25 protein-coding genes and 1 pseudogene are annotated in these 26,556 nt (G+C 70.5%); 17 read left to right on the top strand and 9 right to left on the bottom strand.

Going from position 1 to position 26,556, the window contains the following annotated elements; all coding sequences use genetic code 11:
• The first annotated feature begins 45 nt into the window (after positions 1-45).
• Positions 46-801 (top strand): alpha/beta fold hydrolase, encoded by a 756-nt coding sequence (locus tag FKO37_RS33475; RefSeq protein WP_238607130.1) that lies wholly within the window; start codon positions 46-48, stop codon positions 799-801.
• Positions 802-809: 8 nt separating this feature from the next.
• Here FKO37_RS33475 and mftD read toward each other — a convergent pair whose 3' ends face one another.
• The 7 genes from mftD to mftA are packed head-to-tail and all read right to left on the bottom strand — an operon-like array spanning position 810 to position 6,459.
• Complete coding sequence (mftD, locus tag FKO37_RS33470; RefSeq protein ID WP_037819533.1) at positions 810-1,982, bottom strand: pre-mycofactocin synthase MftD; 1,173 nt, start codon at positions 1,980-1,982, stop codon at positions 810-812.
• Positions 1,979-3,406: a mycofactocin biosynthesis glycosyltransferase MftF gene (gene mftF / locus FKO37_RS33465; RefSeq protein WP_238607129.1), complete on the bottom strand. Its 1,428-nt coding sequence runs from the start codon at positions 3,404-3,406 to the stop codon at positions 1,979-1,981. The genes mftD and mftF overlap by 4 nt, the downstream gene beginning before the upstream one ends.
• Positions 3,403-4,191, bottom strand: coding sequence for a mycofactocin-coupled SDR family oxidoreductase (locus FKO37_RS33460; protein ID WP_238607128.1), 789 nt, complete (start codon positions 4,189-4,191; stop codon positions 3,403-3,405). Before FKO37_RS33460 ends, mftF begins: the two co-directional genes overlap by 4 nt.
• Positions 4,188-4,877, bottom strand: a complete 690-nt coding sequence (gene mftE, locus FKO37_RS33455; RefSeq protein ID WP_238607127.1) for a mycofactocin biosynthesis peptidyl-dipeptidase MftE — start codon at positions 4,875-4,877, stop codon at positions 4,188-4,190. Before mftE ends, FKO37_RS33460 begins: the two co-directional genes overlap by 4 nt.
• Position 4,878: 1 nt before the next feature.
• Entirely contained in the window at positions 4,879-6,072 is a 1,194-nt protein-coding gene (gene mftC, locus FKO37_RS33450) for a mycofactocin radical SAM maturase (protein WP_037819538.1), read from the bottom strand.
• On the bottom strand, positions 6,072-6,365 hold the full coding sequence (mftB, locus tag FKO37_RS33445) for a mycofactocin biosynthesis chaperone MftB (protein ID WP_043833371.1): 294 nt from the start codon (positions 6,363-6,365) through the stop codon (positions 6,072-6,074). The genes mftC and mftB overlap by 1 nt, the downstream gene beginning before the upstream one ends.
• Positions 6,355-6,459 (bottom strand): mycofactocin precursor MftA, encoded by a 105-nt coding sequence (mftA, locus tag FKO37_RS33440; RefSeq protein WP_037819541.1) that lies wholly within the window; start codon positions 6,457-6,459, stop codon positions 6,355-6,357. The genes mftB and mftA overlap by 11 nt, the downstream gene beginning before the upstream one ends.
• A 191-nt stretch (positions 6,460-6,650) precedes the next feature.
• Between mftA and FKO37_RS33435 the strand changes: the two genes are divergently transcribed.
• Together FKO37_RS33435 and FKO37_RS33430 are read left to right on the top strand one after the other, a co-directional pair.
• Complete coding sequence (locus tag FKO37_RS33435; protein WP_051729749.1) at positions 6,651-8,375, top strand: PepSY domain-containing protein; 1,725 nt, start codon at positions 6,651-6,653, stop codon at positions 8,373-8,375.
• Positions 8,372-8,980, top strand: coding sequence for a DUF5134 domain-containing protein (locus tag FKO37_RS33430; protein ID WP_037819542.1), 609 nt, complete (start codon positions 8,372-8,374; stop codon positions 8,978-8,980). Before FKO37_RS33435 ends, FKO37_RS33430 begins: the two co-directional genes overlap by 4 nt.
• Before the next feature lie 510 nt (positions 8,981-9,490).
• Here the strand turns inward: FKO37_RS33430 and FKO37_RS33425 are convergent.
• Positions 9,491-10,231, bottom strand: a complete 741-nt coding sequence (locus tag FKO37_RS33425) for a zf-HC2 domain-containing protein (RefSeq protein ID WP_051729750.1) — start codon at positions 10,229-10,231, stop codon at positions 9,491-9,493.
• 100 nt (positions 10,232-10,331) lie between these two features.
• On the opposite strand from FKO37_RS33425, the gene FKO37_RS33420 reads away from it, so the two are divergent.
• Positions 10,332-10,901, top strand: a complete 570-nt coding sequence (locus tag FKO37_RS33420) for a sigma-70 family RNA polymerase sigma factor (RefSeq protein ID WP_106961353.1) — start codon at positions 10,332-10,334, stop codon at positions 10,899-10,901.
• A gap of 649 nt (positions 10,902-11,550) precedes the next feature.
• Positions 11,551-13,488 (top strand): cytochrome c oxidase assembly protein, encoded by a 1,938-nt coding sequence (locus tag FKO37_RS33415; protein WP_134731935.1) that lies wholly within the window; start codon positions 11,551-11,553, stop codon positions 13,486-13,488.
• 159 nt (positions 13,489-13,647) lie between these two features.
• Here the strand turns inward: FKO37_RS33415 and FKO37_RS33410 are convergent, their stop codons facing one another.
• Positions 13,648-13,881 (bottom strand): hypothetical protein, encoded by a 234-nt coding sequence (locus FKO37_RS33410; RefSeq protein ID WP_134731933.1) that lies wholly within the window; start codon positions 13,879-13,881, stop codon positions 13,648-13,650.
• A gap of 189 nt (positions 13,882-14,070) precedes the next feature.
• Here FKO37_RS33410 and FKO37_RS33405 point away from each other — a divergent pair, with 189 nt between their 5' ends.
• From FKO37_RS33405 to FKO37_RS33355, 12 genes and pseudogenes are all read left to right on the top strand, one after another.
• A complete protein-coding gene (locus tag FKO37_RS33405) occupies positions 14,071-16,305 on the top strand; it encodes a cation-translocating P-type ATPase (protein WP_238607125.1) in 2,235 nt (744 codons plus the stop codon).
• A gap of 77 nt (positions 16,306-16,382) precedes the next feature.
• Positions 16,383-16,541, top strand: a pseudogene (locus FKO37_RS47020) (SDR family NAD(P)-dependent oxidoreductase); the annotation flags it as partial.
• Positions 16,542-16,787: 246 nt separating this feature from the next.
• Complete coding sequence (locus FKO37_RS33400) at positions 16,788-17,549, top strand: 2,3-dihydro-2,3-dihydroxybenzoate dehydrogenase (protein ID WP_238608372.1); 762 nt, start codon at positions 16,788-16,790, stop codon at positions 17,547-17,549.
• 467 nt (positions 17,550-18,016) lie between these two features.
• Positions 18,017-19,177: an isochorismate synthase gene (locus FKO37_RS33395; protein ID WP_374204465.1), complete on the top strand. Its 1,161-nt coding sequence runs from the start codon at positions 18,017-18,019 to the stop codon at positions 19,175-19,177.
• 207 nt (positions 19,178-19,384) lie between these two features.
• Complete coding sequence (locus FKO37_RS33390; RefSeq protein WP_238607123.1) at positions 19,385-20,986, top strand: (2,3-dihydroxybenzoyl)adenylate synthase; 1,602 nt, start codon at positions 19,385-19,387, stop codon at positions 20,984-20,986.
• Between the two features lie 3 nt (positions 20,987-20,989).
• On the top strand, positions 20,990-21,652 hold the full coding sequence (locus FKO37_RS33385; RefSeq protein ID WP_037819834.1) for an isochorismatase family protein: 663 nt from the start codon (positions 20,990-20,992) through the stop codon (positions 21,650-21,652).
• On the top strand, positions 21,649-21,891 hold the full coding sequence (locus FKO37_RS33380; RefSeq protein ID WP_238607122.1) for a phosphopantetheine-binding protein: 243 nt from the start codon (positions 21,649-21,651) through the stop codon (positions 21,889-21,891). Before FKO37_RS33385 ends, FKO37_RS33380 begins: the two co-directional genes overlap by 4 nt.
• Complete coding sequence (locus tag FKO37_RS33375; RefSeq protein WP_238607121.1) at positions 21,888-22,742, top strand: siderophore-interacting protein; 855 nt, start codon at positions 21,888-21,890, stop codon at positions 22,740-22,742. Before FKO37_RS33380 ends, FKO37_RS33375 begins: the two co-directional genes overlap by 4 nt.
• A 27-nt stretch (positions 22,743-22,769) precedes the next feature.
• On the top strand, positions 22,770-23,771 hold the full coding sequence (locus FKO37_RS33370; RefSeq protein WP_037819826.1) for an ABC transporter substrate-binding protein: 1,002 nt from the start codon (positions 22,770-22,772) through the stop codon (positions 23,769-23,771).
• A complete protein-coding gene (locus tag FKO37_RS33365) occupies positions 23,768-24,751 on the top strand; it encodes an iron ABC transporter permease (RefSeq protein WP_037819824.1) in 984 nt (327 codons plus the stop codon). Before FKO37_RS33370 ends, FKO37_RS33365 begins: the two co-directional genes overlap by 4 nt.
• Positions 24,748-25,770 (top strand): iron chelate uptake ABC transporter family permease subunit, encoded by a 1,023-nt coding sequence (locus tag FKO37_RS33360; RefSeq protein ID WP_238607120.1) that lies wholly within the window; start codon positions 24,748-24,750, stop codon positions 25,768-25,770. Before FKO37_RS33365 ends, FKO37_RS33360 begins: the two co-directional genes overlap by 4 nt.
• Complete coding sequence (locus FKO37_RS33355; RefSeq protein ID WP_238607119.1) at positions 25,767-26,543, top strand: ABC transporter ATP-binding protein; 777 nt, start codon at positions 25,767-25,769, stop codon at positions 26,541-26,543. Before FKO37_RS33360 ends, FKO37_RS33355 begins: the two co-directional genes overlap by 4 nt.
• Positions 26,544-26,556: the final 13 nt, after the last annotated feature.

Below are 26,556 nucleotides of genomic sequence, written 5' to 3'. Positions count from 1 at the left end.
TCAACAGTGCGTACGGACCAGCGGGCTCGTGCCATAGTGGACCCCGTGATCGAACTGCCCGTCCATCGGTTCCGTGCGCGCGACGGGCTCGAACTGGCCTACCGCGAACTCGGCGAAGGCACGCCGGTCGTGTTGCTGCACGGATTCACCTCGTCCGGCGAAGCGTGGCTGCGCAGCGGGCTGGCCGAGCAACTCGCCGAACGCGGGTTCCGCGTGCTGCTGGCGGATTTCCGCGGGCACGGCGCGAGCCCGCAGCCCGACGATCCGGCCTGCTACCCGCCGGACGTGCTCGTCGACGACGGGCTCGCGTTCGCCGAGCAGCTCGGCCTGACCGAATACGCCCTCGGCGGGTACTCGCTCGGCGCGCGGGTCGCGCTCCGCATGGTCGTGCGGGGAGCGCGGCCGTCCCGGATACTCCTTGGCGGGCAAGGACTTGCCGCCATGCAGCGGGGTGGTGGAGGCGGTCCGCTGCACCGGGTGCTCACGGCGTTGGCCGAGGGCCGGACGGTGGATCCGGCCGACGCCCAGACGGCGCACTGGATCGGCCGTCTCGGCGCCGACCCGCGGGCGCTGCTGCTCGTTCTCCATTCGGTCGTGCCGATGCGCGAACTCGCCGCGCTGAACATCCCGGCGCTGGTCGTGGTCGGCAGCGAGGACGAGGGGCACGCTGACGGCGAGCCGCTCGCCCGGCTGCTGACCGCGGAGTTCGCCGCGGTTCCCGGCAATCACTACGGGGCGTCGGCCGCGCCGGAGTTCACCGCCGCGGCGGTCCGGTTCTTCGCGGACGAAGGTCCACAGTAGACGGACGGTCAGGCTCCGATCCGGCGCTCGAATCCCGCCGGCACGATCAGGTCATCGCGGCTCAGGTCGTGCACGCTGCGGTGCCCCAGCGCGAGCAGCGTCGAATCGATGCCGTTGCGCAGGACGTCCAGCACGTTCTCCACCCCGGCCTGTCCGCCCGCGGCGAGGCCCCACAGGTACGCGCGCCCGATCAGCACCGCGCGCGCCCCGAGCGCGAGCGCCTTCACGACATCGCTGCCGCGCCGGATTCCGCCGTCCAGCAGCACTTCCACCTCGCTGCCGACTGCCTCCGCGACCGCGGGCAGCGCGCGGATCGTGGCGGGGGTGCCGTCGAGGTTGTTGCCGCCGTGGTTGGACACCGAGATCGCGCTGACCCCGGCGTCGACCGCGCGGCGGGCCTCGTCGACGCGGTACACGCCCTTGAGCAGGAACGGCCCGTCCCACTGCTTCCGCAGCCAGCTGACGTCTTCCCAGGTCGGCGGCGCGGTCTGCATCCACTGGCCGTACGCGCCGAAGAACGTGGGAATCGGCGTGCCGGGCTCGGCCATGTTCGGGACGCTGAGGTCGGGCAGTTTCTTGGTGCGGGCGTAGGTCAGCAGCCAGCGCGGATGCATCATGCCCTCGGGCGCGAAGCGGATCAGTTCGCGCAGCGTCATCTTTTCCGGGATGTGCGGGCTGCCCCAGTCGCGGCTGTGCGAGAACGACCAGTCGAGCGTGAGGATGATCCCGACCGCGCCCGCCGACCGGGCCCGGTCGAGCCGCCGCAGGATGTCGTCGCGGCTGCCGGTCCAGTAGACCTGGAAGTAGGTGTTCGGGTTGACGGCCACTACTTCCTCGACGGGCTTGCTCGCGAACGACGACAGCCCCATCGACGTCCCGCGCGCCGCGGCCGCGCGAGCCACCGCGACCTCGCCGTCGGGGTGCACGGCCTGTACGCCGGTCGGCGAGATCAGCACCGGCAGCGCGACGTCGCGGCCGAGGACGTTCGTGCTCAGATCGCGTTCGCCGGGCAGCCCGGCGGTGCGCGGGGCGAAGCGCAGTTCGTCGTACGCGGCGAGATTGTCTTGCAGCGTCAGCCCTTTTTCCGAACCGGCGATCAGTGCCGAGTAGACGGACGCGGGCAGGCGTTTCTTCGCCCGCCGCTGTGCTTCGGCGACGGATTCGAACCAGGTGGTGCTCATCGTTTTCCCTTCGGGTCGACGCGCAGAGGGCGCCAGGTGACACGCGGCCGCAGCGGGACCGCGGTGCGGTGGTTGAGGCAGCCCGCCCACACCCCGGCGCCGTACGCGAGGTCGTCGGCGATCGCGCCGGTGGTGTAGCGGAGAGGGTCGAGACTGGGGCGGTGCCGGAGCCAGGAGGTCAGCGGCGGTCCGGCGAGCAGGGACGCGACCGCGGCCCGGCGTCCCCAGCGTTTCCGCCCGCCGGGCAGCAGGAGCGCGGCGAGCAGAGGAGCGGCGAATTGCGTGCTGTAGCGGCCGAATCCGAGCCAGGTTTGGCCGACGGCGGTGGCCATCGTCTGGGCGACGCCGTGGGTGGGCACGTCGCTTTTGCGCAGTACGCGGGTCATGGTCAGTACCGCGCCCGCGAACGCGGCGGCGGCCGGAAGCGGACGGCGGGCGAGGAGAGCGGCGACGGTCAGCGTCGGCCAGGGGTGCAGGACGAGCGGAGCCATCGCGGCCGGGCGGCGGAGGGCCAGGGGTGCGGCGGAAGTCCCGTAGCTGGCGCGGCGGCTGAGCAACGTGCGCCAAGTTGCCGGTTCGTGGTGGTCGACGTGCGCGGACGGGTCGTAGCGGATCCGGAAGCCGGCGTCGTGGAGTCGCCAGCCGAGGTCGACGTCCTCGCCGACGCGCATTGCCGGGTCGAAGACCGCGCCGTCGCGGGCGACGGATTCCAGTGCTGTTCGGCGGACTAGGAGTGCTGCAGTGGGCACATAGGACAGTCGGGTGCCGGGTGCGACGCGGGCGGCGGCGGTGCCGAGGTCGAGGCTGCTGGCGGCGCGGGTGTAGCGGCCGGCCCAGGTGTCGGGGGCCAGGGGACGGACGCGTGGGGCGACGGCGGCGACGAGCGGGTCGGCGAAATGCCCGGCCAGCCGGTCGATCCAGTCCGGCGACGGGACGCAATCGCTGTCCAGGAAGGCGATCAGGTCGGTGGAAACGTGTTCCAGCGCGGTGTTTCGGGCCGCGCCAGGGCCGCCGTTGACGTCGCGGCGGACGAGTTTCGCGCCGTGCGCGGAGGCTGCGGCGGCGATGGCGGCCGGATCGGCGGATCCGTCGTCGACGACCAGCGCGGGGTATCGGCCGTCGAGCGCGGCGAGGCAGCGGCCGAGCAGTTCGGCGCGGTCGCGGACCGGGATGACGACGGTCGCGTCGGCGGATATGGCTGGTGGCAACGGGTGTGCGAACCCGGCGTCGGTGAGCAGCCGGGCGAGGACGCCTTCTGCCGAGGTCTCGACCGGGTTGTCCGCCAGGCGTTCCCACGCCGTCCGCCCGGCTTTCGTGAGGCGCAGTACGCGGGCGGGGGAGCCGCCGAAGAGGAGGCCCTCGGAGAGCCGTTTGACGCTGGGGTCCATCGCGAGGCGGAATCCGGCGGGCAGCGGGGTGGTCACAGCGCCAGCCCTCCGTCCACCGGGATGACCGTACCCGTCGTCGCGCTGCTCTCCGGGCTGGCGAGGAACGCCAGGACGGCGGCGACTTCGGCGGGATCGAGCAATCGCTGCACAGGTTGTTGCGCGGCAAAGCTTTGTGCCGAAGGAAGGTCGTACAGACGGGCGCTCTCGGCGAGGATCGGCGTGTCGGTCGAGCCAGGGCTGACCGCGTTCGCGGTGACGCCGGAGTCGCCCAATTCCGTGCCCAGCGCGCGAATCAGCCCGGCAACTCCGGCTTTCGCGGCGCAGTACGCGGCGAGCATCGGCAACCCGCGCGTGGCGGCGGCGGACGCGACAGCCAGGAACCGTCCGGAGCGGGGTTTCGGACGGCGCAGCAACGCGGGAATCGCGACGTGCGTAAGGTTGAGGACACCGCGGAGGTTGACGTCCAGGACAGCTTCTTCCTGCTCCGGCGGCATTTCCCACAGCGGTACTCCGCCCGCGATCACCCCGGCGGCCGCGATGGCCGCGTCGAGGCCGCCCCAGCGTTGTTCCGCTTCTGCGACTGCTGCGGCCAGTTGGGCGCGGTCGCGGACGTCTGCGCGGAATTCCTCGGCGATGCCGCCGGTTTCCCGGATTGTCTCGACTACTGTGGACAGTTCTTCGCCGGTTCCCATGGGGTAGGGGAGAGCTGGGTCGTCTTCGGCGATGTCGACCGCGAGCACGGCCCAGCCTTGCGCAGCCAGCTTTATCGCAGTGGCTTCGCCGATCCCGCGCGCGGCACCGGTTACGAGGGCGGCTTTCATGGCGTGCCTACCGAAGTCCAGTCGCGCACGTGCGCTCGCAACTGCGCCGTCAGGTCGTCGAGGAGATCCCGTCCTTCGTCTGCCGTCGCGCCGGTGGGATCGCCGAGGATTCCGGTGTCAGTCACCGCTTTGACACCGCCTTTGCGTAGTGCGGGGAGCAACTGGCTCAGTGGACGGTCGTCGCCCGGCACGGCTTTGTCCATCTGCACCTTGTCCGGCCGAAGGCTCAGCTGCAGAGCGGTTTCCGGCCGTCCGGCGTGCGGATCTCCTTGCCAGCGCGGCTCGAACACCGAGACGTCCCGCGATTCGGCCCGCAAAGTCGCGACCGCGCGGGTCACCGAAGCGGCATTTCCGCCATGGGCGGACACGAAAAGCAGCCGCCGGAAGGTTTCGGAGGCCGACCGGCCCAGTTCCACGAGCAGGAGTTCCGTGGCCGCCTGACCGATCGACAGCGTCCCGGCGAAGCCCGCGTGTTCGCCGCTCGACCCGTACGGAACGGCCGGCGCGACCAGCACGTCCGGTCGCTCCGCGGCGAGCCGGTCGCACAACGCCGTCGCGATGTCGGTGTCCGTGCTCAACGGCAGGTGCGGGCCGTGCTGCTCGGTGGCCCCGAGCGGCACGGCGAGGATCGCGCCGGACGCCGCGTGTTCCGCGACGTCCGGCGACGACAGATCGGCCAGGCGCATTTCAGCGGCCCGGTGCCGGGGCGAAGCCGGCGAGCGGGTTTTCGTCGCACGCCCGGTCCGGCGGACGGCGCATGCCGATGGTCACCGGCACCGGTTCGCGCTTGCGGGTGCGGTGCGAGTGGTCCAGCGACGGTTTCGGCACGCTGCCCGCGGCGACCCCGGCCAGCGCGCGTTCGCCGTGGCCGCGCACGCATTCCGGGTCCGGGCCGTCGAGCGGCAGCCCGGTGAAGAACTTCGCCGCCATGCACCCGCCGCGGCAGGCGTCGAAGGCCGAACACGACGTGCAGGCCCCGCCGCTCTGCGGGCTGCGCAGTTCGGCGAACAGCTCGGATTCCCGCCACACGCTGGTGAATCCGCCTTCGCCGCGGGTGTTTCCGGCGAGGAAGGTGTCGTGGATGGCGAACGGGCACGCGTAGACGTCGCCGACCGGGTCGATCAGGCACACCACCCGGCCCGCGCCGCACAGGTTCAGCCCGGGCAGGCCGCCGTCGCCGTAGCCCGCGAGGTGGAAGAACGAGTCGCCGGTGAGCACGTTTTCGCCGTGTTTCACCAGCCACTCGTACAGCTCCCGCTGCTGGGCGGCGGTGGGGTGCAGTTCGTCCCAGACGTCCGCGCCGCGGCCGGACGGGCGGAGCCGGGTGAGCCGCAGCTGGGCGCCGTAGCGGTCGGCAATGGCTTTGAAGTCGTCGAGCTGCCCCGCATTCTGCCGGGTCACCACGACAGAAATCTTGAAGTTCGCGAACCCGGCCGCGGCGAGGTTCTCCATCGCCCGGATCGCGGTGCGGTAGGAGCCGGGGCCGCGGACGTGGTCGTTGACCTCCTCGGTGGCGCCGTCGAGGGAGATCTGGACGTCGACGTAGTCGCTCCCGGCGAGCCGTTTCGCGACGTCCTCGGTGATCTTGATGCCGTTGGTGGAGAACTTGACCCCGACGTGGTGCTCGGTCGCGTAGTCGACCAGCTCCCAGAAATCGGGCCGGACGGTCGGTTCGCCGCCGCCGATGTTCACGTAGAACACCTGCATGCGCTCGAACTCGTCGATCAGCGCCTTGCATTCCTCAGTGCTCAGCTCGCGCGGATCGCGGCGGCCGGACGAAGAAAGGCAGTGCACGCAGGACAGGTTGCAGGCGTAGGTGAGTTCCCAGGTGAGGCAGATCGGCGCGTCGAGCCCGAACTGGAATTCGTCGACAAGCGGCATCACACGCTCCTCGGATGGATCATGTCCGACGCCGCGAGTGCGGCGAGGGCGGCGCGGTAGCGGGGCAGTTCCGCCTGCGCGACCCCGGCCTGCGCGCACGCGGCGCGGGCGGAGGGGTGGTCGGTCAGCGCCTGCACCGCGGCGAGCATGGTGCGGCTCTTGAGAAAGGACAGCCGGCGGGTGCCGAAGTGGTACAGCAGCGCGCCGAACCGCTCCGGCCGGATGGAGACCCGGCTGTCCAGTTCCCAAGCACCGTCCAGATCGAACGCCGCGGCGCTGCGATCAGTAGACACCGCACATTCCGTCGATGGAGACTTCCTCGACGAGCAATTCGTCGGCTACGACCTCTTCGGCCTTCGTCTCGGCGGCGGTTGTCGTCTCGCTCATCGTGACTCCCTTGTCTCGTGGCGGCGATATTTGACACTTCGTGTCGAATGTGAGGACGACAATACTGTCACCGAGTGCCAGAAGCAATGCCTCGCCGGTGCGGGGCACCTGAACGGGCGTTCGCCGCGGCCGGGAACCGACTGCCCCGCCGGTCCGACTCCTCAGGAGGCGGACCACGCGAAGGGAGCAGGATGGCCATCGGCATCGACGAGGAACCGGCACGGGTGGCGGGGTGGGCGGCGATCCGGCCGTTAGTGCTGCGGCTGCACTTCTACGCCGGAGTGTTCGTCGGCCCGTTCCTCCTGGTCGCTGCGTTGACCGGGATCGCGTACGTGTGGACGCCGCAGTTGGAGCAGGCTGTCTACGCGCACGAATTGCACGTCCCGGCCGCTGCTGGGGACGTCCCGCTGGACCAGCAGGTCCTTGTCGCGCGAGGTCAGGTCCCGGACGGGAAGGTCATCGGCGTTCGCCCGGCACCGTCCGCGACTGACACCACCCAGGTGATCTTCGACCGTCCGAGTCTGGAGCCGAGCTATCGGTACACAGTGTTCGTCAACCCGTACGACGGCGAGGTCCGCGGCGCACTGGAGACCTACGGTTCCGGACAGGCGCTGCCAGTCCGCGGCTGGATCGACACCCTCCACCGCAACCTCCATCTCGGCGACTTCGGCCGCCTGTACAGCGAACTCGCGGCCAGCTGGCTGTGGGTGATCACCCTTCTCGGAGCGGCCTTGTGGCTCGGCCGCCGCCGGCGCTTGCGAGCGGTGCTGCTGCCGTCCGCAGGCAAACCCGGCCGAGGACGGCTGCGTTCCTGGCACGGCTCGACCGGCTTGTGGATCGCCGCCGGTTTGCTGTTCCTTTCCGCGACCGGCCTGACGTGGTCGCTGCACGCCGGTGCGAACATCACCGACCTCCGGTCCACTTTGGACTGGACGACGCCGTCGGTCTCGTCGGCCGCCCCGTCGCCCGGCGACGTCGGCTGGCAGGCGGTCCGGGACGCGACCGCGCGCGCCGGATTGTCCGACCCAGTGGAAATCCGGCCCCCTTCGGACGGCGGTTACGTGGTGCAGCAGGTCGGCCGGAGCTGGCCGTCCAAACAGGACTCGATGTCGGTTGATCCCGGGACGGGGAAGATCACCGGGACGTTGAGGTTCGCTGACTACCCGCTCGCCGCGAAGCTGAGCCGGTGGGGGATCGACGCGCATATGGGGCTGTTGTTCGGGGTGGCGAACCAGGTGGTGTTGACGCTGCTCGGAGCGGCGTTGGTGTGCGTTGTCTTGTGGGGGTACCGGATGTGGTGGCTGCGGGGCCGTTCTGGGCGGTCCCGGCCCGGTGAGCGGCTGCGCGGCAGAGGAGGCTCTGTGCGACTGGCGGCGGTTGGTGGTCAGTCGCCGGAGGTGCTTGCCGGTCGGGGCGCAGGGCTGCGCGACGTTGCTCCGGGTGGGTCGTTGGTGGGCGTTGAGCCGGTGGGTGGCGAGGTGTCGGCGGCGAGTGCGACTGGTTCTGGTCGGCCGACGGATGGTGCGCGGTTGCGTGACGTTGCTCCGAGTGGGTCCTTGGTGGGCATCGAATCGGTATGCGGCGAGGCGCCGATGGAGGGTGCGGATGGCTCCGGTCGTCTGTCCTCGGATGGCGCAGGGTTGCGCGACGACGCTTCCCCGGCACAGCCGTTAGCGGAGTCGGCGTGCCAGGCGCCGACGCGCGGGCTTCGATCCTCCGCCCGGTCGCGAGGCAGGAGCCGTTTTGGCCGCTTGCCAATGCGTGGCGCATGGCGGCGGATCCCCGGTCGAGTGCTGGCTCCGGTCCTGGTCGGATTGGCGGTGGTGGGCTGGTTCCTGCCGGTGTTCGGGGTGTCGCTGCTGGGATTCCTGGCGGTGGACTGCCTGCTGGGCCTGCGCCGGGAGGCCGTCCGATGATCGCCGAACCGGGTCTGCGATGGATCCTGACGCTGCTGTTCGCGGCGGGTGGGGCGTTCTGCCTGTACCGATGCGCGCGGCGCCCCGGCTTCAGCGGACGAGTGGCCGACGCACTCCACGCGGCGATGTGCGCCGGGATGGTCACGATGGCCTGGCCTGCGACCATGACGTTCGCCCGGATGCCGCAGGTCGTGCTGTTCGCGGCGGCAGCCGGATGGTTCGCGGTCAGCACGGCGCTGGGATTCGGGCACGGACGCCTGCCCGGAGCACACCACGCGCTGATGATGGCCGGGATGGCGTGGATGGCGTTCGTGATGCCGTCGGCGATGGCGGGAATGACGATGTCCGCGACCGCGATGGGCGGCGAGCACGCCGGAATGGACATGGGCGACGCTGGCATGACGATGACCGGGCACGCGCCTGCGCATGTCGTGGTGGTCGCGGTTGTGCTCGCGGTGGTCTTCCTGGTGGCGGGGATCGCGTGGCTGGCCCGGGCGATCGATCACGCCCGGACGGTCGCCCGCCCCGGACGGCGGGAGGTCGGGCTCGCGATGGAAGGCGTGATGAGCCTGGGGATGGCGGTGATGGCGGTTGCGATGATCTGAGCCCTGCGGGGTGGTTCGGATGCGCTGCCTTCTGAGATTGAGGTGGGTTTCAGGCCGCGTCTCGCAGCCGGGGCCTTTGTTATGGCTGCACAGCCAGAACTCGCTGAGCCTGTCGTCGAGCGAGCTGTGTTTCGCGAGGCGGGCTTCACGGATCTGACTCGACTGGCTGGTTCTGGGCGGGTGGGACAGATTCCGCGGTGTCCGTTATTGGGCTGAGCGGATGTGTCCTCGCTGGATTGGCGTTAGCCACGAGGGCGGTTGCCCCGCAGTCCGGTCTGCGAGCGGAGAACTTCGCGGGTTCGATTTGGGCTTTGTGAATGGTCTCGCCAAAGACAGCTTTCGGGCAGTTCAAGGCTGGGCCTCGCGCTGCGCCAGCGGCTCCAGGCTGCGCCCGCCTCTTTGGGGTGCGCTTCGCGTCGCTCGCTGTCCCTGTGATCGTGCAGCGGATTCCGTGCTCGCACCGCGGGTTTCCGGCTGGGTGAGCTGTCCAGTCGGAACCCCGGGTGGGCGTCAGGCGGCGCGGTGCCGTCCGGTCGGGCGTTGGGAGTCGCGGCCTCGCTTCGGATGCGGGCGGACCAGGGCGAGCGCACCGTGGGTCGGCACGGTGGTGTGGTCCGGGTCGTCGGCGGTGTCGGCGAGGTCGGGGCCGGGCTGGTGCCGGAGGCGGTGCTGCCGGTGGACGGCGTAGAGCAAGGCCAGCCCGACGACGAGGAAGACGTGCGACAGCACCCGCGCGACGGTCACCCGGTCGCCGATCAGGTCGCTGGTCGTGAGCACTGCGAGGACGAGCACGAACCCGGTGATCATCGGCAGCTGCCCGGCCGCCGCGCGGGTGCGCAGGGCGGCCCACAGCAGTCCGACGCCGACGGCGAGGTTCCAGGCCGCGCTTTCGTTGATGAGGTGGCCTTCCATGAAACCGCCGCCGCCGTGGGCGTTGTCCATGCCGAGCAGTTGCGCGAACGCCAGTCCGCACTGGACCAGGCCGACCAGTCCCAGCGCGACCCGCAGCCCCCATTTTTCCCGCGGCGGGGCCGGGGTTTCGGCGAGGATCCGGCCGGTGAGGTCGGGCACCTCGGGCGCGCTGCGGACCAGCAGGGCACGGCGCAGCGTCGCACTCCGCTCGTACCAAGTCCGGCACGCCGCGCAGGTCTCGAGATGCTGGTCGACCTGCGGTTCGGGCAGCGGGCCCGCTTCGCCGTCGAGTCGCGCGGACAGCGCTTCGCGGAAGATTTCACAGCTCACGTCTGTCATAGTCGCTCGGATCCGCGTCCCGGTTCCCGGCGGGTCCGGCGATTTTTCTCCGGCCTGGTCAGGCGACTGTCCCGGACGGGCATGGACTACCGTGATGTCCGTGTCCACCGGCCGCGACAACGACGACGAGCGGATCACCGCGCTGGCCCTCGCCGCCGGCCGCGGCGACCGGGCCGCATTGGAAGCCTGGGTCCGCGCGACGCAAGCCGACGCGTGGCGGTTCCTGGCCCACCGCGCCAGCCCGGCCGAAGCGGACGACCTCACCCAGGAAACGTACCTGCGCGCGTTCGGCTCGCTGCCGAGGTTCGCGGGCCGGTCGTCGTCGAGGACGTGGCTGCTGTCCATCGCCCGCCGGGTCGTCGTGGACCGCATCCGCGCGCGTTCGGTCCGCCCCCGCGAATCCACGACCGCCGACTGGCAGCGCGCGGCCGAAGAACAGTCCGCCCGGACGCGCACCGCGGGCTTCGAAGACCTGATCGAACTGGGCCTGCTCCTGGACACTCTCGACGAGGACCGCCGAGAAGCCCTGGTGCTGACCCAATTCCTGGGCCTGTCGTACGCGGAGGCGGCCGAGGTGTGCGGCTGCCCGGTCGGCACGGTGCGTTCCCGGGTGTCCCGCGCCCGCGACGATCTGCTGCGCGCCCAGGAGGAGAACGACACCGCGATGTGACGCGGGGTCCGTTTCTTCGTCAGGTTGCGCGGTTGTCGGTTGGGGCGGGGTCGTTCGGCGGCGAGGCGGTCCGCTTGGTGGGCAGGGTGCTGTTCGCGTCAGGTAACCGGCGGGTTGGTTGGACGGTTAGCTTCGTCGGGTGGTGGCTGCTCGCTCGACAGTGATCGTCCGGGGCGGGCGGTGATAGGTCGCGGGGGCTGGTGATTTGCTCCCTTCCAGAGCAGAGCAGAGCAGAGCAGAGCAGAGCAGAGCAGAGCAGAGCAGAGCAGAGCAGAGCAGAGCAGAGCAGAGCAGAGCAGAGCAGAGCAGAGCAGAGCAGAGCAGAGCAGAGCAGAGCAGAGCAGAGCAGAGCAGAGCAGAGCAGAGCAGAGCAGAGCAGAGCAGAGCAGAGCAGAGCAGAGCAGAGCAGAGCAGAGCAGAGCAGAGCAGAGCAGAGCAGAGCAGAGCAGAGCAGAGCAGAGCAGAGCAGAGCAGAGCAGAGCAGAGCAGAGCAGAGCAGAGCAGAGCAGAGCAGAGCAGAGCAGAGCAGAGCAGAGCAGAGCAGAGCAGAGCCATCGTCGGTCCGGCGGGCCGTCGTTCCGCGCGAACTGGATCATGACGTGATCCACGTCGCGGGAACTCGCCCCCACCTCCTTCCGACCACTCTGGTGTGCGCACTATTCCGACCCCGCACCGGCGGGGTTTGCTTGCCGCGGCAGGGGTTGCCGCGGTGGCCGTCGTGGTGGTGGTCGCCGCGGCGGGCGATGTCTATGCCGCTCTCGGCAACCCGGCTCCTGGTCCGGTCACGTCCTTGGGTACCTCCTTGCTTCGGTTGGTTGCCGACGCGGCCGGGGTGGTCTGCGTCGGCGGGTTGGTGTTCGCGGCGTTTCTGAGCCGGCCGGGCGAAGCGGGCCGGCTCTCCCCGGACGGTTACGCGGCGACCCGCACCGCGGCGGCTGCTGCGGGCGTTTGGGCGCTAGCAGCCGCGATGCTGGTGCCGTTCGACGCCGCTGACGCATCAGGGCGGCCGATTTCCGAGGCGTTGCATCTGGCGAAGCTGGCCGTCCTCGTTGACGCCATGGAGGAACCCAAGGCGTGGCTTTGCGTCCTCGCGGTAGCCGCCGTGGTGGCGATCGGCGTTTGGCGCACGTTGACCTGGCGCACCACGGTGCTGTGGCTCGGCCTTGCCCTCGTCGGGTTGCTGCCGAGGGCGATCGCCGGGCACGTCTCCATCGGCGCGTGGCACGACCTGGCCACGAATGCCTTGGTGTGGCACGTGATCGCGGCGGCGTTGTGGACCGGTGCGCTGGTTGCGCTGCTGGTCCACCGCGGCTCAGGCGCGGCACGAGAAATCGCGCTCCGCCGGTATCGACGGCTGGCGACGTGTTGTCTCGTCGTGCTCGCCGCATCCGGAATCGTCGACGGTCTGGCGCTTGCCCGTCCGGCTGGATTATTTACTGGGTATGGCTTTCTCCTCGGGGTGAAGGTCGTGGTCACGGTGGTGTTGGCGGTGCTGATCGCCGTCACGCGCGGCCATTGGCGTGGCGGCACAGCGGCTCTCGTGGCGGAGGTCGTGGTGCTGGCCGGGGCGATGGGCGTCTCGGCCGGGTTGGCGCATCTGGTGCCGCCGGCGTTCGTGGACGATCCGGCAACAGTCGGCGAGACCGTGCTCGGGTACGACCTGCCTGATCCTCCTTCGTTCGCTCGGCTCTTTCTCGATTGGCGTCCGGACTTGCTCCTCGGTGTCGTCGCGGTGCTTGCGGTCGCGGGCTACGCAGTCGGGGCACGGCGTCTCCGCAATCGCGGCGACGACTGGCCTCGCGGCCGGTTCTGGGCGTGGACGTGCGGCTGGGCGACGGTGCTGATCGCGACGTCGTCCGGTCTGGGCACGTACTCGTCCGGAACCTTCAGCCTGCACATGGTCATCCACATGACACTGGCCATGCTCGCCCCGGTGCTGCTCGTGCTCGGCGGACCGGTGACCCTCGCGCTGCGTGCCTTGCCGGTGGCGGGCAAAGGACCGGACGGTCCGCGCGAGTGGCTCGTGGTGCTGCTGCACTCGCGGTTCACGCGCCTGGTCGCGCACCCGCTGGTGGCGTCTGTGGTGTTCGTCGGCTCGTATTACGCGCTGTACTTCTCGGGTCTGTTCGGCGAGGCGATGCGCTACCACTGGGCGCACCAGCTGATGAACCTCCATTTCCTTGTGTCCGGCTACGTTTTCTTCTGGCTGGTGATCGGCGTCGACCGCCCGCCGCGTTCGATGCCGCATCTCGCGCGGCTCGGCATGATGTTCGCGGTGATGCCGTTCCACGCGTTCTTCGGCGTGATCCTGATGAACAAGCAGACCGTGATCGCCGAGACGTTCTACCGCTACCTCTCCCTGCCGTGGATGCCTGACCTCCTTTCGGATCAACGTCTCGGCGGCGGAATCGCCTGGGCCACCGGGGAAATCCCGATGATCGTGGTCGTCGTGGCGCTGCTGGTGCAGTGGGGCCGCCACGACGACCGCGAAGCCGCCCGGCTGGACCGCCGCTTCGACCAAGGCGACGACGACGATTTCGCCGCCTACAACGCGATGCTCGCCAACCTGGCGGCCAGAAGGCAGTAACCGAGGCCCGATGCCCGCCGGTGCGGATCAGGGTCGGCCGCCCCTGAGTTCCACACGACCGGCATCGGTCCGTCGGCCGCTGAATCCGGCCGCCCGCAGATCTCGTGCCCGCGTTGCCGCTCGCGGCGAAGATCTCGTTGCACCGAGCCGATTCCGCCGCTAGACCACCGCAGTCACCACCTTGTCCAAGGCTCCGCCTTTGACGTCGTCGACGAGAACTTTCAGCTGTGCCAAGCTCATCTGCACTCGCTGCCCGAAGTCGTCGGTCAGCACGACGCGACGCTCTGGCGGGGCGGCGTCGTCGAGGAACAGCTCCGGGCAGCCGCAGTCGCAGTTGCCGCAGAACGTGGTCACGTGCTGAAGGTTTCCTGCTGAGCCAAGGGTTTCGGACATTTTCGCTCCTGTCTGATCGGGTTGGGTCGGGCACTGCCACCATCCGGATAGTCGTCGGGGAGAGCCGAAAGGTTCCCAAGTCACCCGAAGGAGTGGCGGCGGAAAAACAGGCGTACGATGGAAATCGGTCCGCCTTCCCCGGCCCGGCACTGCCACCGACTTCGTGCCCGTCCTGGAATCCGGAGAACCATGTCTACGCAGACCGCCGCCCCCGCGGCGACCCCGACCCGTCAACTCGATCTCGCCGTCGGCGGGATGACCTGTGCCGCCTGTGCGGCGCGCGTCGAGCGATCCCTTGGCAAACTCGACGGCGTCCGCGCCACGGTGAACTACGCGACCGAACGCGCGACTGTCCACTATCCGCCTGACCTCGACCCCGCTTCGCTGGTCGCGACGATCGAACGCGCGGGCTACACCGCGGCTGTCCGCGGCGAAGCGACCCCGGAAAACCGCGACGCGCGGGTCCGCGACCTGCGCCGCCGGCTGATTGTGGCGGCGGTGCTGGCCGTCCCGCTCGGCAACCTTTCGATCACGCTCGCGCTCGTGCCGTCGCTGCGATTCCCGTTGTGGGAGCTGGTGTGCCTGCTGCTCGCGACCCCGGTCGTGTTCTGGTCGGCGGCACCGTTCCACCGGGCCGCGCTGCGCAATCTGCGGCACCGGTCGTCCAGTATGGACACGCTCGTTTCCTTGGGCATGCTGGCGTCCTACCTGTGGTCGGCGGTTTCGGTGCTGATCGGATCGGGCAGTGAGGCGGGCTACTGGATCGGGTTCGGCGCGACCGCGCCGGGCGCGGATTCGGTGTACCTCGACGTCGCGGCCGGAGTGACCACGTTCTTGCTCGCCGGCCGGTACTTCGAGGCGCGGTCCCGGCGTGGTGCGGCGGACCTGCTCGGCGCGCTGGACGCGCTGGCGGCGAAGGACGTGCGGATTCTGCGCGCGGACGGTGAAGAGCTGGTCGGAATCGGCGAACTGACGGTAGGTGACCGGTTCGTGGTGCGACCGGGGGAGAAGATCGCCGCGGACGGAACCGTCGACAGCGGTCTGTCCACAGTGGATGTCAGCGCTATCACGGGCGAACCCGTTCCGGCGGAGGTCGGGCCGGGAAACCGGGTGATCGGCGGGAGCATCAACCTGAACGGCCGGCTGGTGGTGCGTGCGGAGGCCGTGGGAGCGCGATCGCAGCTGGCGCAGATGAGTGCGCTCGCCGAGCGCGCGCAGGAGCGGAAGGCGGCGGTGCAACGGCTGGCCGACCGGGTGTGCGCGGTCTTCGTCCCGGTGGTGTCGGCGTTGGCGGTGCTCACCCTCGCGGGGTGGTTGCTCACCGGGAATCCGGTGAGGGACGCGTTCGGCGCGGCGGTGTCCGTGCTGATCATCGCGTGCCCGTGCGCGTTGGGGCTCGCGACGCCGACCGCGCTGATGGTCGGCGTCGGGCGGGGTGCCCAGCTCGGGATCCTCGTAAAGGGGCCGGATGCTCTCGAGGCGAGCCGGACGGTCGACACCGTCGTGCTGGACAAGACCGGCACCGTAACGGAGGGGCGGATGACTCTCTCCGAGACCCGGGCGTTCGGATCGTTCTCGCCGACGGAGGTGCTTCATCTCGCGGCCGCGGTCGAAGCGTCGTCAGAACACCCGATTGCCGCGGCGATTGTCGCTGCTGGCCCGGCGGTGCTTCCGGCTGCTGAATTCGAGGCACTGCCCGGGCTGGGTGCCCGCGGTGTGGTTGAGGGAACGGCGGTGGTCGTCGGGCGGCCGAGGTTGCTGGCGGACGAAGGGATTTCGGTTGGCCCTGAGGTCGAAGCCGCGGTGGCGTCGGCGGAGGCCGGCGGGGCGACGGTGGTGCTCGTGTCGGCGGCCGGTCAGGTCGCGGGCATGCTCGCCGTGCGGGACGAGGTGAAGCCTTCGGCGCGGGCGGCGGTCGCGCAATTGCATCGGCTGGGGTTGAAAACAGTGCTGCTGACCGGCGACAACGAGGTGACGGCCCAGGCGGTCGCCGCGGAGGTCGGGATTCCCGACGTGCTCGCCGGAGTCTTGCCGAGCGAGAAGGCGGCGGCGGTGTCTGCGTTGCAGGACAAGGGGCATCGGGTGGCGATGGTCGGCGACGGGGTGAACGACGCTCCGGCGCTGGCGACCGCTGATCTCGGGCTGGCAGTCGCCGAGGGGACCGATCTCGCCTTGCGGTCAGCCGACATCATCCTCGTCCGCGACGACCTCTCGGTGCTTCCGGACGCGATCCGTCTCGCGCAACGCACGTTGCGCACCATTCGGGGGAATCTCGTCTGGGCGTTCGGGTACAACGTGGCCGCGCTGCCGCTCGCCGCGTGCGGACTGCTGAACCCGCTGATCGCGGGGGCGGCGATGTCGCTGTCGTCGGTGCTGGTGGTGGCCAACAGCCTGCGATTGCGGAACTTCGCGCCGGGTCGCTGAGCCCGGGGTGGGCGGGATCACCCTGGCCGACGCTCACTCGATTAGGTTAGGTTTGCCTAATCAGTCGGCGACGGAGGGTGAGGTGCGCGGTGACGCGGGACGCGGGAGCCGGGATCGAAGGGCGGATCGCGCTGGTGACCGGCGGTGCGCGCGGGATCGGGGCGGCCGTCGTGGGGGCGCTCGCCCGAGCCGGTGCCGTGGTGGCTGCGGTGGACATCGACGAGGAGGGGTTGCGGGAGGTCGCGGCGCGGGACTACGGCGCGGGGCTGGGCCGGGCGGATGTCCGAGGTGATTCGGACGCCGGTGCCGGTGAAGATACTGTGCGGGCTTCTGTTGTGGTGGAAGCGTCCGCGGCGCGTGCTGGCGAGCGAGTTTCTGGGGGTGTCCCGGCGGGGACACTCGCGGGTGGCGACGTCGCCGGGAGTTCTGCGGCGGCGGGTGGCGATGGCGCACGGCCTTCCGGGGTTGCGGCTGAAGGGGATTTGTCGAGCGGTGCAGTGCCGACTTCTGCTGATGGGGCAGCGGAGGTGGTCGCTGCGCTGGTAGCCGACGGCGGCGTTGATACGGCGCGGGCTCACGCGGCTGGCGACGCCGGGCGGCCGGTTGACGTCCAGCCGTCGGCCGGTGGGCACGTGGTGCCGTTCGTGGCGGATGTCGGGGATCCGGCGGCGGTCGCGCGGGTCGTGGCGGACGTCGAGCGGGAGTTGGGGCCGATCGGGATCGGGGTCTCGGTCGCGGGGGTGCTGCGGCCCGGGTCGGTGGGGGAGACCAGCGACGAGGACTGGGCGGCGACCTTCGCGGTCAACTCGACCGGGGTTTTCACTGTGCTGCGCGAGATCTCCCGGAGGATGCAGCCGCGAGGGAGCGGGGCGCTGGTCACCGTCGGGTCGAACGCGGCCGGTGTCCCGCGGACCGGGATGGCGGCTTACGCGGCTTCGAAGGCCGCGGCGACCATGCTCACCCGCTGTCTCGGGCTGGAGCTCGCCGGGTCGGGGATCCGGTGCAACATCGTCTCGCCGGGGTCGACGGACACCGACATGCAACGTCTACTGTGGACGGACGACTCCGGCGAACACCGGGTTATCGCAGGGAATCCGGAGCAGTTCCGCGTCGGGATTCCGCTCGGGCGGATCGCCGATCCCGCCGACATCGCGGACGCGGTGCTGTTCCTCGCGTCCGACCGGGCCCGGCACATCACCATGCAGAACCTCTACGTCGACGGCGGGGCCACGCTTCGCGCGTGACCCGGGTCGATCCGCCGGGCGGCTTTTCCTTTTCGTCCGGATACGTTACTGTCCATTAGGTTAGGCTAACCGAACAGTCAAGGTCCGGACCTTGTGCAGGAACGGACGGGGCGGCTCGGCCGCCTGCGCGTGTGCGAAAGGGAATTCACCTCGTGTCCTCACCTGCTCCGGCCCGTCCGCGGCCGGTCCACCGGGCGGCGGATCTCCTGGCCGCGTACCTGCCGGGGTCGTTCTACTACTCGTCGGCCCGCGGGGTGCTGCTCGCCGACGGGGTGCACTCGCACGTCCGCGGCACGACGGGCAACCGGGCCGCGGCGGCTGCCGAGGCGTTGGAAGCCGCGGTGCTGGCGGGGGTCGCGAATCCGGTCGTGGTGGGGGCGATCGGGTTCCGGCCGGATTCCGGGAGCAGCTTGATCGTGCCCGCGGTGGTGCGGCGGGCCGAGCTGCCCGGCGACGGCGGCCTGCGAATGGGGGAAAGTTCGCAGGTCGTGGGCGATCCGGCGGAGTCCGGCGGGAACGCGGGTGAGTGTTCGCGGGCGGCCGAGTTCGGCGGGGATGCGAGTGGGCGTTCGCGTGCGGCGGGGAACGTGGCGGAGTTTGGCGGGGATGCGGGCGGCCGTTCGCGTGCGGCGGGCAACGTGGTGGGGTCAGGCGGGAACGCAGGCGGGCATTCGCAGGTGGCGAGCAGTGCGGTGGAGCCTGATGGGAACCAGAGTGCGGCCGTCGCCGGATCGCGTAGCGGTTCAGGCGTCGACGGCATCGATGCCGCCACCTCCTGGACCGTAATCCCGCAGCCAGCGCCCGAGGTTTATGCCGAAAGCGTCCGTCGGGCGGTCAATCTCATCGGTGACGGGGAACTTCGTAAGGTCGTCCTCGCCCGGGCACTGGATCTCGTGGGCGAGCAAGGGGTTTCCGTGCGGAAACTCCTCCGCAACCTCGTCGTGGCGGATCCTGCGGCGCATGCCTTTGCTGTCGACGTCAGTGCGCCTGGGGATCCGGCGCCGCGGACGCTCGTCGGGGCCAGTCCGGAGTTGCTGGTGTCTCGCAAGGGGAACGTCGTGACCGCGAATCCGCTTGCCGGGTCGCGGCGGCGGACGGGGGATCCGGCGCAGGACGCGCAGGCGATTTCGGAGCTGCGAGTGTCCGAAAAGGACCTCAATGAGCATGCCCTCGTCGCCGCGCAGGTAGCGGAGGTGTTGGGGCGCTACTGCACCGAGCTGGACGTTCCGGAAGAGCCGGAAGTGATTGGCACGCCTACGATGTGGCACCTTTCGACCCGGATCACCGGGCGCGTGGGGGCGGATGGGCCGTCGTCGTTGGAGTTGGCTGAGGCGTTGCATCCGACGCCCGCGGTGTGCGGGGTGCCGGTCGGTCTGGCGCGCGACACGATTGCGCGGCTCGAGCCGGAGGATCGCGGGTATTACGCGGGACTGGTCGGGTGGACCGATCTCGCGGGGGACGGCGAATGGGTCGTCACGATCCGGTGTGCCGAGGTGTCCGACAAGACCGCGCGGTTGTTCGCGGGGGCGGGGGTCGTCGCCGGGTCTGATCCGGCGGCGGAATTGGCGGAGACCAGTGCGAAGTTCGGGACGCTGCTGCGTGCGCTCGGTGCGGAGGGGGTCGCGTGAGTTTGTGGCGGGAAGCCGCGGCGAGCGGATGTCGGCGAGGCAGGACGTTGCTGAGCGCGGAGGAGACGGCGGCGCGGTATCGGGCGAGTAGGTGTCTGCGAGGGCTGACGCTGCTGGGTGCGGAGGAAGTCGCGTGAGTTTGTGGCGGGAAGCCGCGGCAAGCGGGTGTCGACGAGACCGGACGTTGCTGAGCGCGGAGGGCGACGCATGAGCTTGTGGCCAGAGGAAACCGCAGCGCAGTACCGGGCCAGTGGGTACTGGCGGGGACAAACATTCGGAGCCTTGCTCACCTCGCTCAAGGAGGCGTACGCGGACCGCACGGCGGTGGTCGGCGAAGGGCAGCGCTGGACGTTCGCCGAGGTGGACGAGCGGGCGCATCGGCTGGCCGCCGGGTTTGTCGCGAGCGGGATCGGGCAGGGCGATCGGGTCGTCGTGCAGTTGCCGAATATTCCGGAGTTCGTGTCGGTCGTCTTCGGGTTGTGGCGGGCCGGGGCGGTGCCGGTGTTCGCGTTGCCTGCGCATCGGGACAGCGAGTTGCGGCACTTCGCCGAGCAGAGCGACGCGAAAGCGATCCTTACCGTCGGCGAGCATGCTGGGCATGATCACGCGAAGATGGCGCGGGAAGTCGCGCAGCGGCAGCGGAAAGTCTTCGTCGTCGGGGAACCGGAATTCGCGGCGTTGGCGGAGACCGCGTCGCGGGAGTTGCCGGAGCCGGATTCGGAGGGGATGGCGTTTCTGCAGCTGTCCGGTGGCAGCACTGGGTTGCCGAAGCTGATTCCGCGGACGCACGACGATTATCTGTACAGCGTGCGGGAAAGTGCGCGGATTTGCGGGCTCAAGAAGGAAAGCGTGTATCTCGCGGCGTTGCCTGTCGCGCATAATTTTCCGCTCAGTTCGCCTGGGTTGCTCGGTGCGCTGCACGCGGGGGCGGCCACGGTGATGGCGCCACGGCCGGACGCTGACACCGCGTTTCGGCTGATCGAGGCTGAGGGCGTCACGATCAGCGGGGTCGTTCCGCCGTTGGCGGCGGCTTGGGTGCAGGCGGCGGCGCGGACCCAGCGGGATCTGTCCTCTTTGGACGTTCTGCTGGTCGGCGGGGCCAAGTGCGGCCGGGAGCTCGCGGAACGCATCGGTCCGGCGCTGGGGTGCCGGCTGCAGCAGGTGTTCGGCATGGCGGAGGGGCTCGTCTGTTACACCCGGCTGGACGATCCGGCGGACCTCGTGCTCAGCACCCAGGGGCGGCCGATTTCGCCGGACGACGAGGTGCGCGTCGTGAACCCGGACGATCCGCTGGCGAAGTCGGACGATCTTGTCGAGCCGGGCGAAATCGGTGCGTTGCTTACGCGCGGGCCGTACACGATTCGCGGGTACTACAACGCCGCTGAGCACAATAAGACCGCGTTTACCGAGGACGGGTTTTACCGCACCGGCGATTTGGTGCGGCAAAAGGAATCCGGGCACCTCGAGGTCGTCGGGCGGGCGAAGGAACAGATCAACCGCGGCGGGGAGAAGGTCGCTGCGGAAGAGGTCGAGAACCATCTGATGGCGCATCCGGGCGTGCTCGACGCCGCCGTCGTCGCGGTGCCGGACGAGTACCTCGGCGAGCGGACCTGTGCGTACGTCGTTCCGGCGGACGGGGAGCAGCCCAGCGCGGCGGAACTGCGCCGGTTCGTGCGCGGGCGCGGGGTGGCCGCGTTCAAGGTGCCGGATCTGGTGGAGGTGGTCGGGGAGTTCCCGGTCACCGGCGTGGGCAAGACCAGCAAACGCGAACTGCGGGCGGCGCTGGCCGCCCTGGCGAAGGAGAGGTGAAGCGTGTCCCTGCCGAGAATCCGGGCGTACCCGCTGCCGACGGCGGCGGACCTGCCCGCGGGGCGGGTCGGGTGGCGGCCCGACCCGGCGCGGGCGGCTTTGCTCGTGCACGACGTCCAGCGGTATTTCCTTGCCCCGTACGAGGGTTCGCCGATTCCGGAGATGGTGGCGAATATCGCGGAGCTCGCCGAGAAGGCGCGCAGCTACGGCATGCCGGTGTTCTACACCGCGCAGCCGGGCAAGCAGCCCGCCGCCGATCGCGGGCTGCTCACCGAGTTCTGGGGCGACGGCATCGGCGCGGTGATCGACGACGACCCGCGCGCGGCGGACATCGTCGACGAGTTGGCTCCGCGGCCGGGCGACACCGTGCTGGACAAATGGCGCTACAGCGCGTTCCAGCGCAGCACTTTCCGCGAGCAACTCGGCGACCGAGACCAGCTGCTGATCACCGGCGTGTACGCACACATCGGCTGCCAAACCACGGCGGTCGAGGCGTTCATGCGCGACGTCCGGCCGTTCCTGATCAGCGACGCGGTCGCGGACTTCGACCGCTCCCGGCACGACCAGGCGTGCGAGTACGTCGCGCAACGCTGCGGCGTCGTCACCACCACCGCCGACGCGCTCGCCGCGCTGTCGGCGCCGATTCCCGCAGGAGCACCTCGATGAGCACCCCCGGACTGACTGCCGAGCAGGTCAACGCCGACGTCGCCGAACTGCTCGGCTGCGGCCTCGACGAGCTGACCCCGGACACCGATCTCGCCGACCTCGGCCTCGATTCGATGCGGATCATGAGCCTGGTCGAGAAGTGGCGCGGCGCGGGCGCGCCCCAGTTGGAGTTCGCCGACCTCGCCGAGGACCCGCGGCTCGGGCACTGGACGAAGCTGCTCACCGGCGGCCCGCAGTGAGCCGGGATACGCACCGGCACCGCCACACCGCCCGGATCGCGGAGGTCCGCGCGGGGCGGCAGGCCGAGAAAGTGCCGTACCCCATCCGGATCCGGCGCGCGGAGGTCGTGCGGACCAGCGCGGTCGGCGCGGGACTGCTGCGCGTCACCCTCGGCGGGCCGGGCACGGCCGGGTTCGAGGCGCATTCGCCGGACGAGCATGTGAAGATCCTCTTCCCGGACGCCGACGGCGAGCTGCGGCTGCCCGAGGCGAACGGCGACATGCTCCGCTGGCCGAAGCCGTCGCCGGTCTCGCGCGAGTACACCGTCCGCCGCTACGACCCGGCGTCCGGCGAGCTGGACCTCGACGTCGCCCTGCACGACGGCGGTCTCGGCTCGGACTGGGCGCGCGCGGTGCGGCCGGGCGAGACCGTGCACGTCGCCGGTCCGCCGGGCGGGCTGATCGTGCCGCACAACTACGACCGCTACCTGCTCGCCGGCGACATCACGGCGCTGCCCGCCCTCGCGCGCTGGCTGGAGGAACTGCCGCGGACCGCTGCGGGCTGGGCGTTCGCCGAGGTCGCCGACGCGAGCGAGGAGATCGACCTCGACGCGCCGGACGGCGTCGAAGTCCATTGGCTGCACCGCGGAACCGCCGCACCGGGCAGCGTCGAGCTGCTCGCCGGCGCCGTGCGCGAAGTCAAAGTGCCGGAAGGCGAACGGCTTTACGCGTGGATCGCCGGGGAAGCGGGCGCGATCAAGCCGTTGCGCCGCTGGCTGCGCGACGACCTCGGGCTCGCCCGCGAGGACTACGACGTGACCGGCTACTGGAAACGCGGCGTCGCGGACTTCGACGACGAGCACGACCACTGATTCATCAGCAACAGCAAGGACCCTCGCATGACCGTCACCAGAAAGACCCGTCTCGCCGCCGCTGCCCTCGCGGTCGCCCTCACCGTGGTCGCCGGCTGCGGCTCCGGCGACGCGCAGAGCAGCAGCGGGAGCGACGCCCCGACCCGCGTGTTCGCCGCTGACAACGGCGAGATCAAGATCCCGGTCAAGCCCAAGCGCGTGATCGCGACCGGTTACGCGGTTCCGGCGCTGCTCGAGGCGAAGGCGCCGCTCGTCGGGATCTCGACGTGGAAGCGCGGCCTTCCGATGATGACGACCGAGGACCGCAAGAAGTACGACGAGCTGCCGAAGGTCGCGGGCGAGCAGGCCGCCGAGACGAACTACGAGGCGATCGCGCAGGCCGATCCGGACCTGATCGTGATCGGCGTGCCGAAGCCGGTGCTCGCCGACATCGACGTCAAGCGGCTGCAGGAGATCGCGCCGGTCGTGGCGATCGGCCCGTCGGTGCCGTCGGCGTGGCGGGAGCTTTCGCGCAAGCAGTCCGACGCGGCCGGCGCGCTGGCCGGGTTCGACGCCGCGCGCCAGGAGTACGAGGCGAAGGCGAAGCAGCTCGCGGACAAGTACAAAGCCGTGCTGCCGCAGCTGAAACTGGGGCACGTCGGCGCGTACGGCGAGGTCGCGAAGGGCAACTTCCAGCGCGAGTTCAAGGATTCCTGGGGCACCAACGTCGCGCAGGACATCGGCGCGAACTACTTCGGCCAGGTGAAGGTCAAGGGCGGCGGTTCGAAGGACGTCAGCGAGTACCCGTCGATCGAGGAGCTGCCGACCGCGTTCGCGCAGGCGGACGCGATCACCTACTCGGTGAAGCCGGACGGCTCGGTGCCGCCCGCGGTGAAGTACGTGCTCGATTCGCCGCTGTGGAAGGAACTTCCCGCGGTGAAGGCGGGCAAGACGTTCGCCTTCCGCTACACCGAAGCGGCCACCTACCGGGCGGCGATGAAGACGCTGGACGCGGTGGACCAGGCGTTCGCGCCGCTGCTGAAGAAGTGACCGCGCGCAGCCGGACCGCGCTGCTGGCCGCCGCCGTCGTCCTGCTGGCGGCGGTGGCCGTGGTCAGCGTGGGCGTCGGCGCGCACGGCATCGCGCCGGCGGAGGTGCTCCAGGCCATCTTCGGGCACGGCGATCCGGCCGATCAGGCGGTGGTGCGCGACGTCCGCGCGCCGCGTGCGCTGCTGGCGGTCGGGGTCGGCGCGGCGCTGGCGGTGGCCGGGGTGCTCGTCCAGGTGCTGTCACGCAATCCGCTCGCCGAACCTGGCGTGCTGGGCGTGACGGCCGGGGCCGGGTTCGCCATCACGATCGGTTCCGCGCTTGGCATCGCCGTTTCCGCGTCGGGGGAGCTGCTGTTCGCGGTGCTCGGCGCGGTGCTGGCGACCCTGCTGGTCTACGCGGTCGGCCGGCGGTCGCCGTTGCGGATGGTGCTGACCGGCACCGCGCTGACGTTCGTGCTCAGCGGCGTTTCGCTCGGGCTGCGGTTGCTGCTGCCGGACACTTTCGACCGGTACCGGTTCTGGGCGGTCGGTTCGCTGGCCGGACGGGAACAGGCTCCGCTGACGGTTCCGTTGATCGTCATCGCGGTGAGCGTGGTCGCGGCGTTTCTGTTGAGCCGTCAGCTGAACGCGCTCGCGCTGGGCGACACCGTCGCGCACACTCTCGGCGCGCGCGTCGCCCGGATCCGTGCGGTGACGCTGTTGCTGATCACCCTGCTGGCCGGAGCGGCGACCGCGGTGGCCGGGCCGATTCTGTTCGTCGGCCTGATCGTGCCGCATCTCGCGCGCCGAGCGGCGGGCGCGTCGGTGCCGTGGCTGACCGCGTTCGCGGTGGTGCTGGGCCCGATTCTGCTGCTGGTGTCGGACATCGGCTCGCGCGTGCTGCTGCCGACCGGCGAGGTGCCGGTCGCGATCGTGACGGCGTTCGTCGGCGGTCCGGTGCTGATCTGGGCGGTCCGCAAGTACGGGACGGCCGCGTTATGACCGCGTTCGTGTTCCGCCGAGGGCGGATTTCGTTGCGGGTCGAGCGTCGCACGGTCGTTCTCGTCGCCGTGCTCGGCGTCGTTCTCGCCGGGCTCGCGTTGCTGGGGCTTTGCTACGGCGCGGCCTGGGCGAGTCCGGCGCGGGTGTTCGCGGCGCTCGGCGGGTCCGGCGGCGGACCGGGCGTGGTGATCCGCGAATGGCGGTTGCCGCGCGTGGCGGCCGGGCTGGTGTTCGGGGCCGCGCTCGGGCTGGCCGGGGCGATTTTCCAGAACGTCACCCGGAATCCGCTCGGCAGCCCGGACGTGATCGGCCTCGACTCCGGTGCTTACACCGGCGCGCTGATCGCGATGACCGTGCTGTCCGGGTCGTCGACGCAGCTGACATTCGCGTCGGTGGTCGGCGGGTTGATCACCGCGGCCGCGGTCTATCTGCTGTCGATGGGCGGCAGCCGGTCCGGCTTGCGGCTGATCGTCATCGGGATCGCGATCAACGCGATGCTGACCGCGTTGAACTCGTGGATCGTGCTGCGCGCCGACCTCGAGGTGGCGATTGCCGCGGTCGGCTGGAGCGCCGGTTCGCTCAACGGCATCGGATGGAGCGACGTCGCGGTGCCGTTCGGGGTGCTGGCCGTGCTGTTCGCGGTGCTGCTGACTCGCGCGCCCGCGCTGCACCAGGCGGCGCTCGGCACGGAACTCGCGGTGACGACCGGCGTTCGGCACGAATCGCTGCGGCTGCAACTGGTCGTGATGGGCGTGGCCTGCACGGCGACTGTCACCGCGGTAGCCGGGCCGATCGCCTTCGTCGCGCTCGCCGCGCCGCAGATCGGCCGCAGGCTCGCCCGCGCGCCCGGCATCCCGCTGCTGCCCGCGGCGCTGACCGGTGCGCTGCTGCTCGCCGGCGCTGACCTCGTCGCGCAGATGCTGCTCGCCCCGGTCTCGCTGCCGGTCGGCGTGGTCAGCACGGCGATCGGCGGCTGCTACCTGATCTGGCTGCTCACCAAGGAGGTGCGGCGGAAGTGACCGCCCGCTTGACCGCGCGGGACCTCACCCTGCGCTACGGCGACCGCGTCGTGTCGACGCAGTTGCGGCTCGACGTGCCCGACCGCGCGTTCACCGCGGTGGTCGGCCCGAACGCGTGCGGCAAATCGACATTGCTGCGCGCGTTCGTCCGGCTGCTCCGCCCGTCCGACGGCGGCGTGACCTTCGACGGCCGCGAGGTCGGGGCGTATCCGGCGAAGGCGCTGGCGCGGGAACTCGGCTTCCTGCCGCAGGATCCGTCCGCTCCGGAGGACGTCCGCGTCCGGCAGCTGGTCGCGCGCGGGCGGTTCCCGCACCAGTCGCTGCTGTCGTCGTGGTCCGAGGAGGACGAGACCGCGGTGGTCGGCGCGATGACCGCGGCCGGCGTCGCCGGGCTGGCCGACCGTCCGGTGCAGGAGCTGTCCGGCGGGCAGCGGCAGCGCGTGTGGATCGCGGTCGTGCTCGCGCAGCGCACGCCGTACCTGCTGCTCGACGAACCGACGTCGTTCCTCGACATCGCGCACCAGTACCAGGTGCTGGAGCTGCTGAAGCGGCTGCGCGACGAGGGCCGCACGGTGATCGCGGTGCTGCACGACATCAACCAGGCCTGCCGCTACGCCGACCACGTCGTCGCCATGCGCGACGGCCGGGTCGTGGCCGAGGGCGAGCCCGGCGACGTCGTGGACGCCGCGCTGATCAAGGAAGTCTTCGACCTGCCGAGCGTCGTGGTGCCCGATCCGGTCACCGGCACGCCGATGGTCGTGCCGTCGCTCTGACCCCGGGAGTCAC

Source organism: Amycolatopsis sp. Poz14 (genome assembly GCF_006704225.1).
Lineage (GTDB): Bacteria > Actinomycetota > Actinomycetes > Mycobacteriales > Pseudonocardiaceae > Amycolatopsis > Amycolatopsis nivea.
The sequence above is the reverse complement of the archived record's forward strand: the minus strand, read 5'-3'. Positions and strand labels throughout refer to the sequence as shown.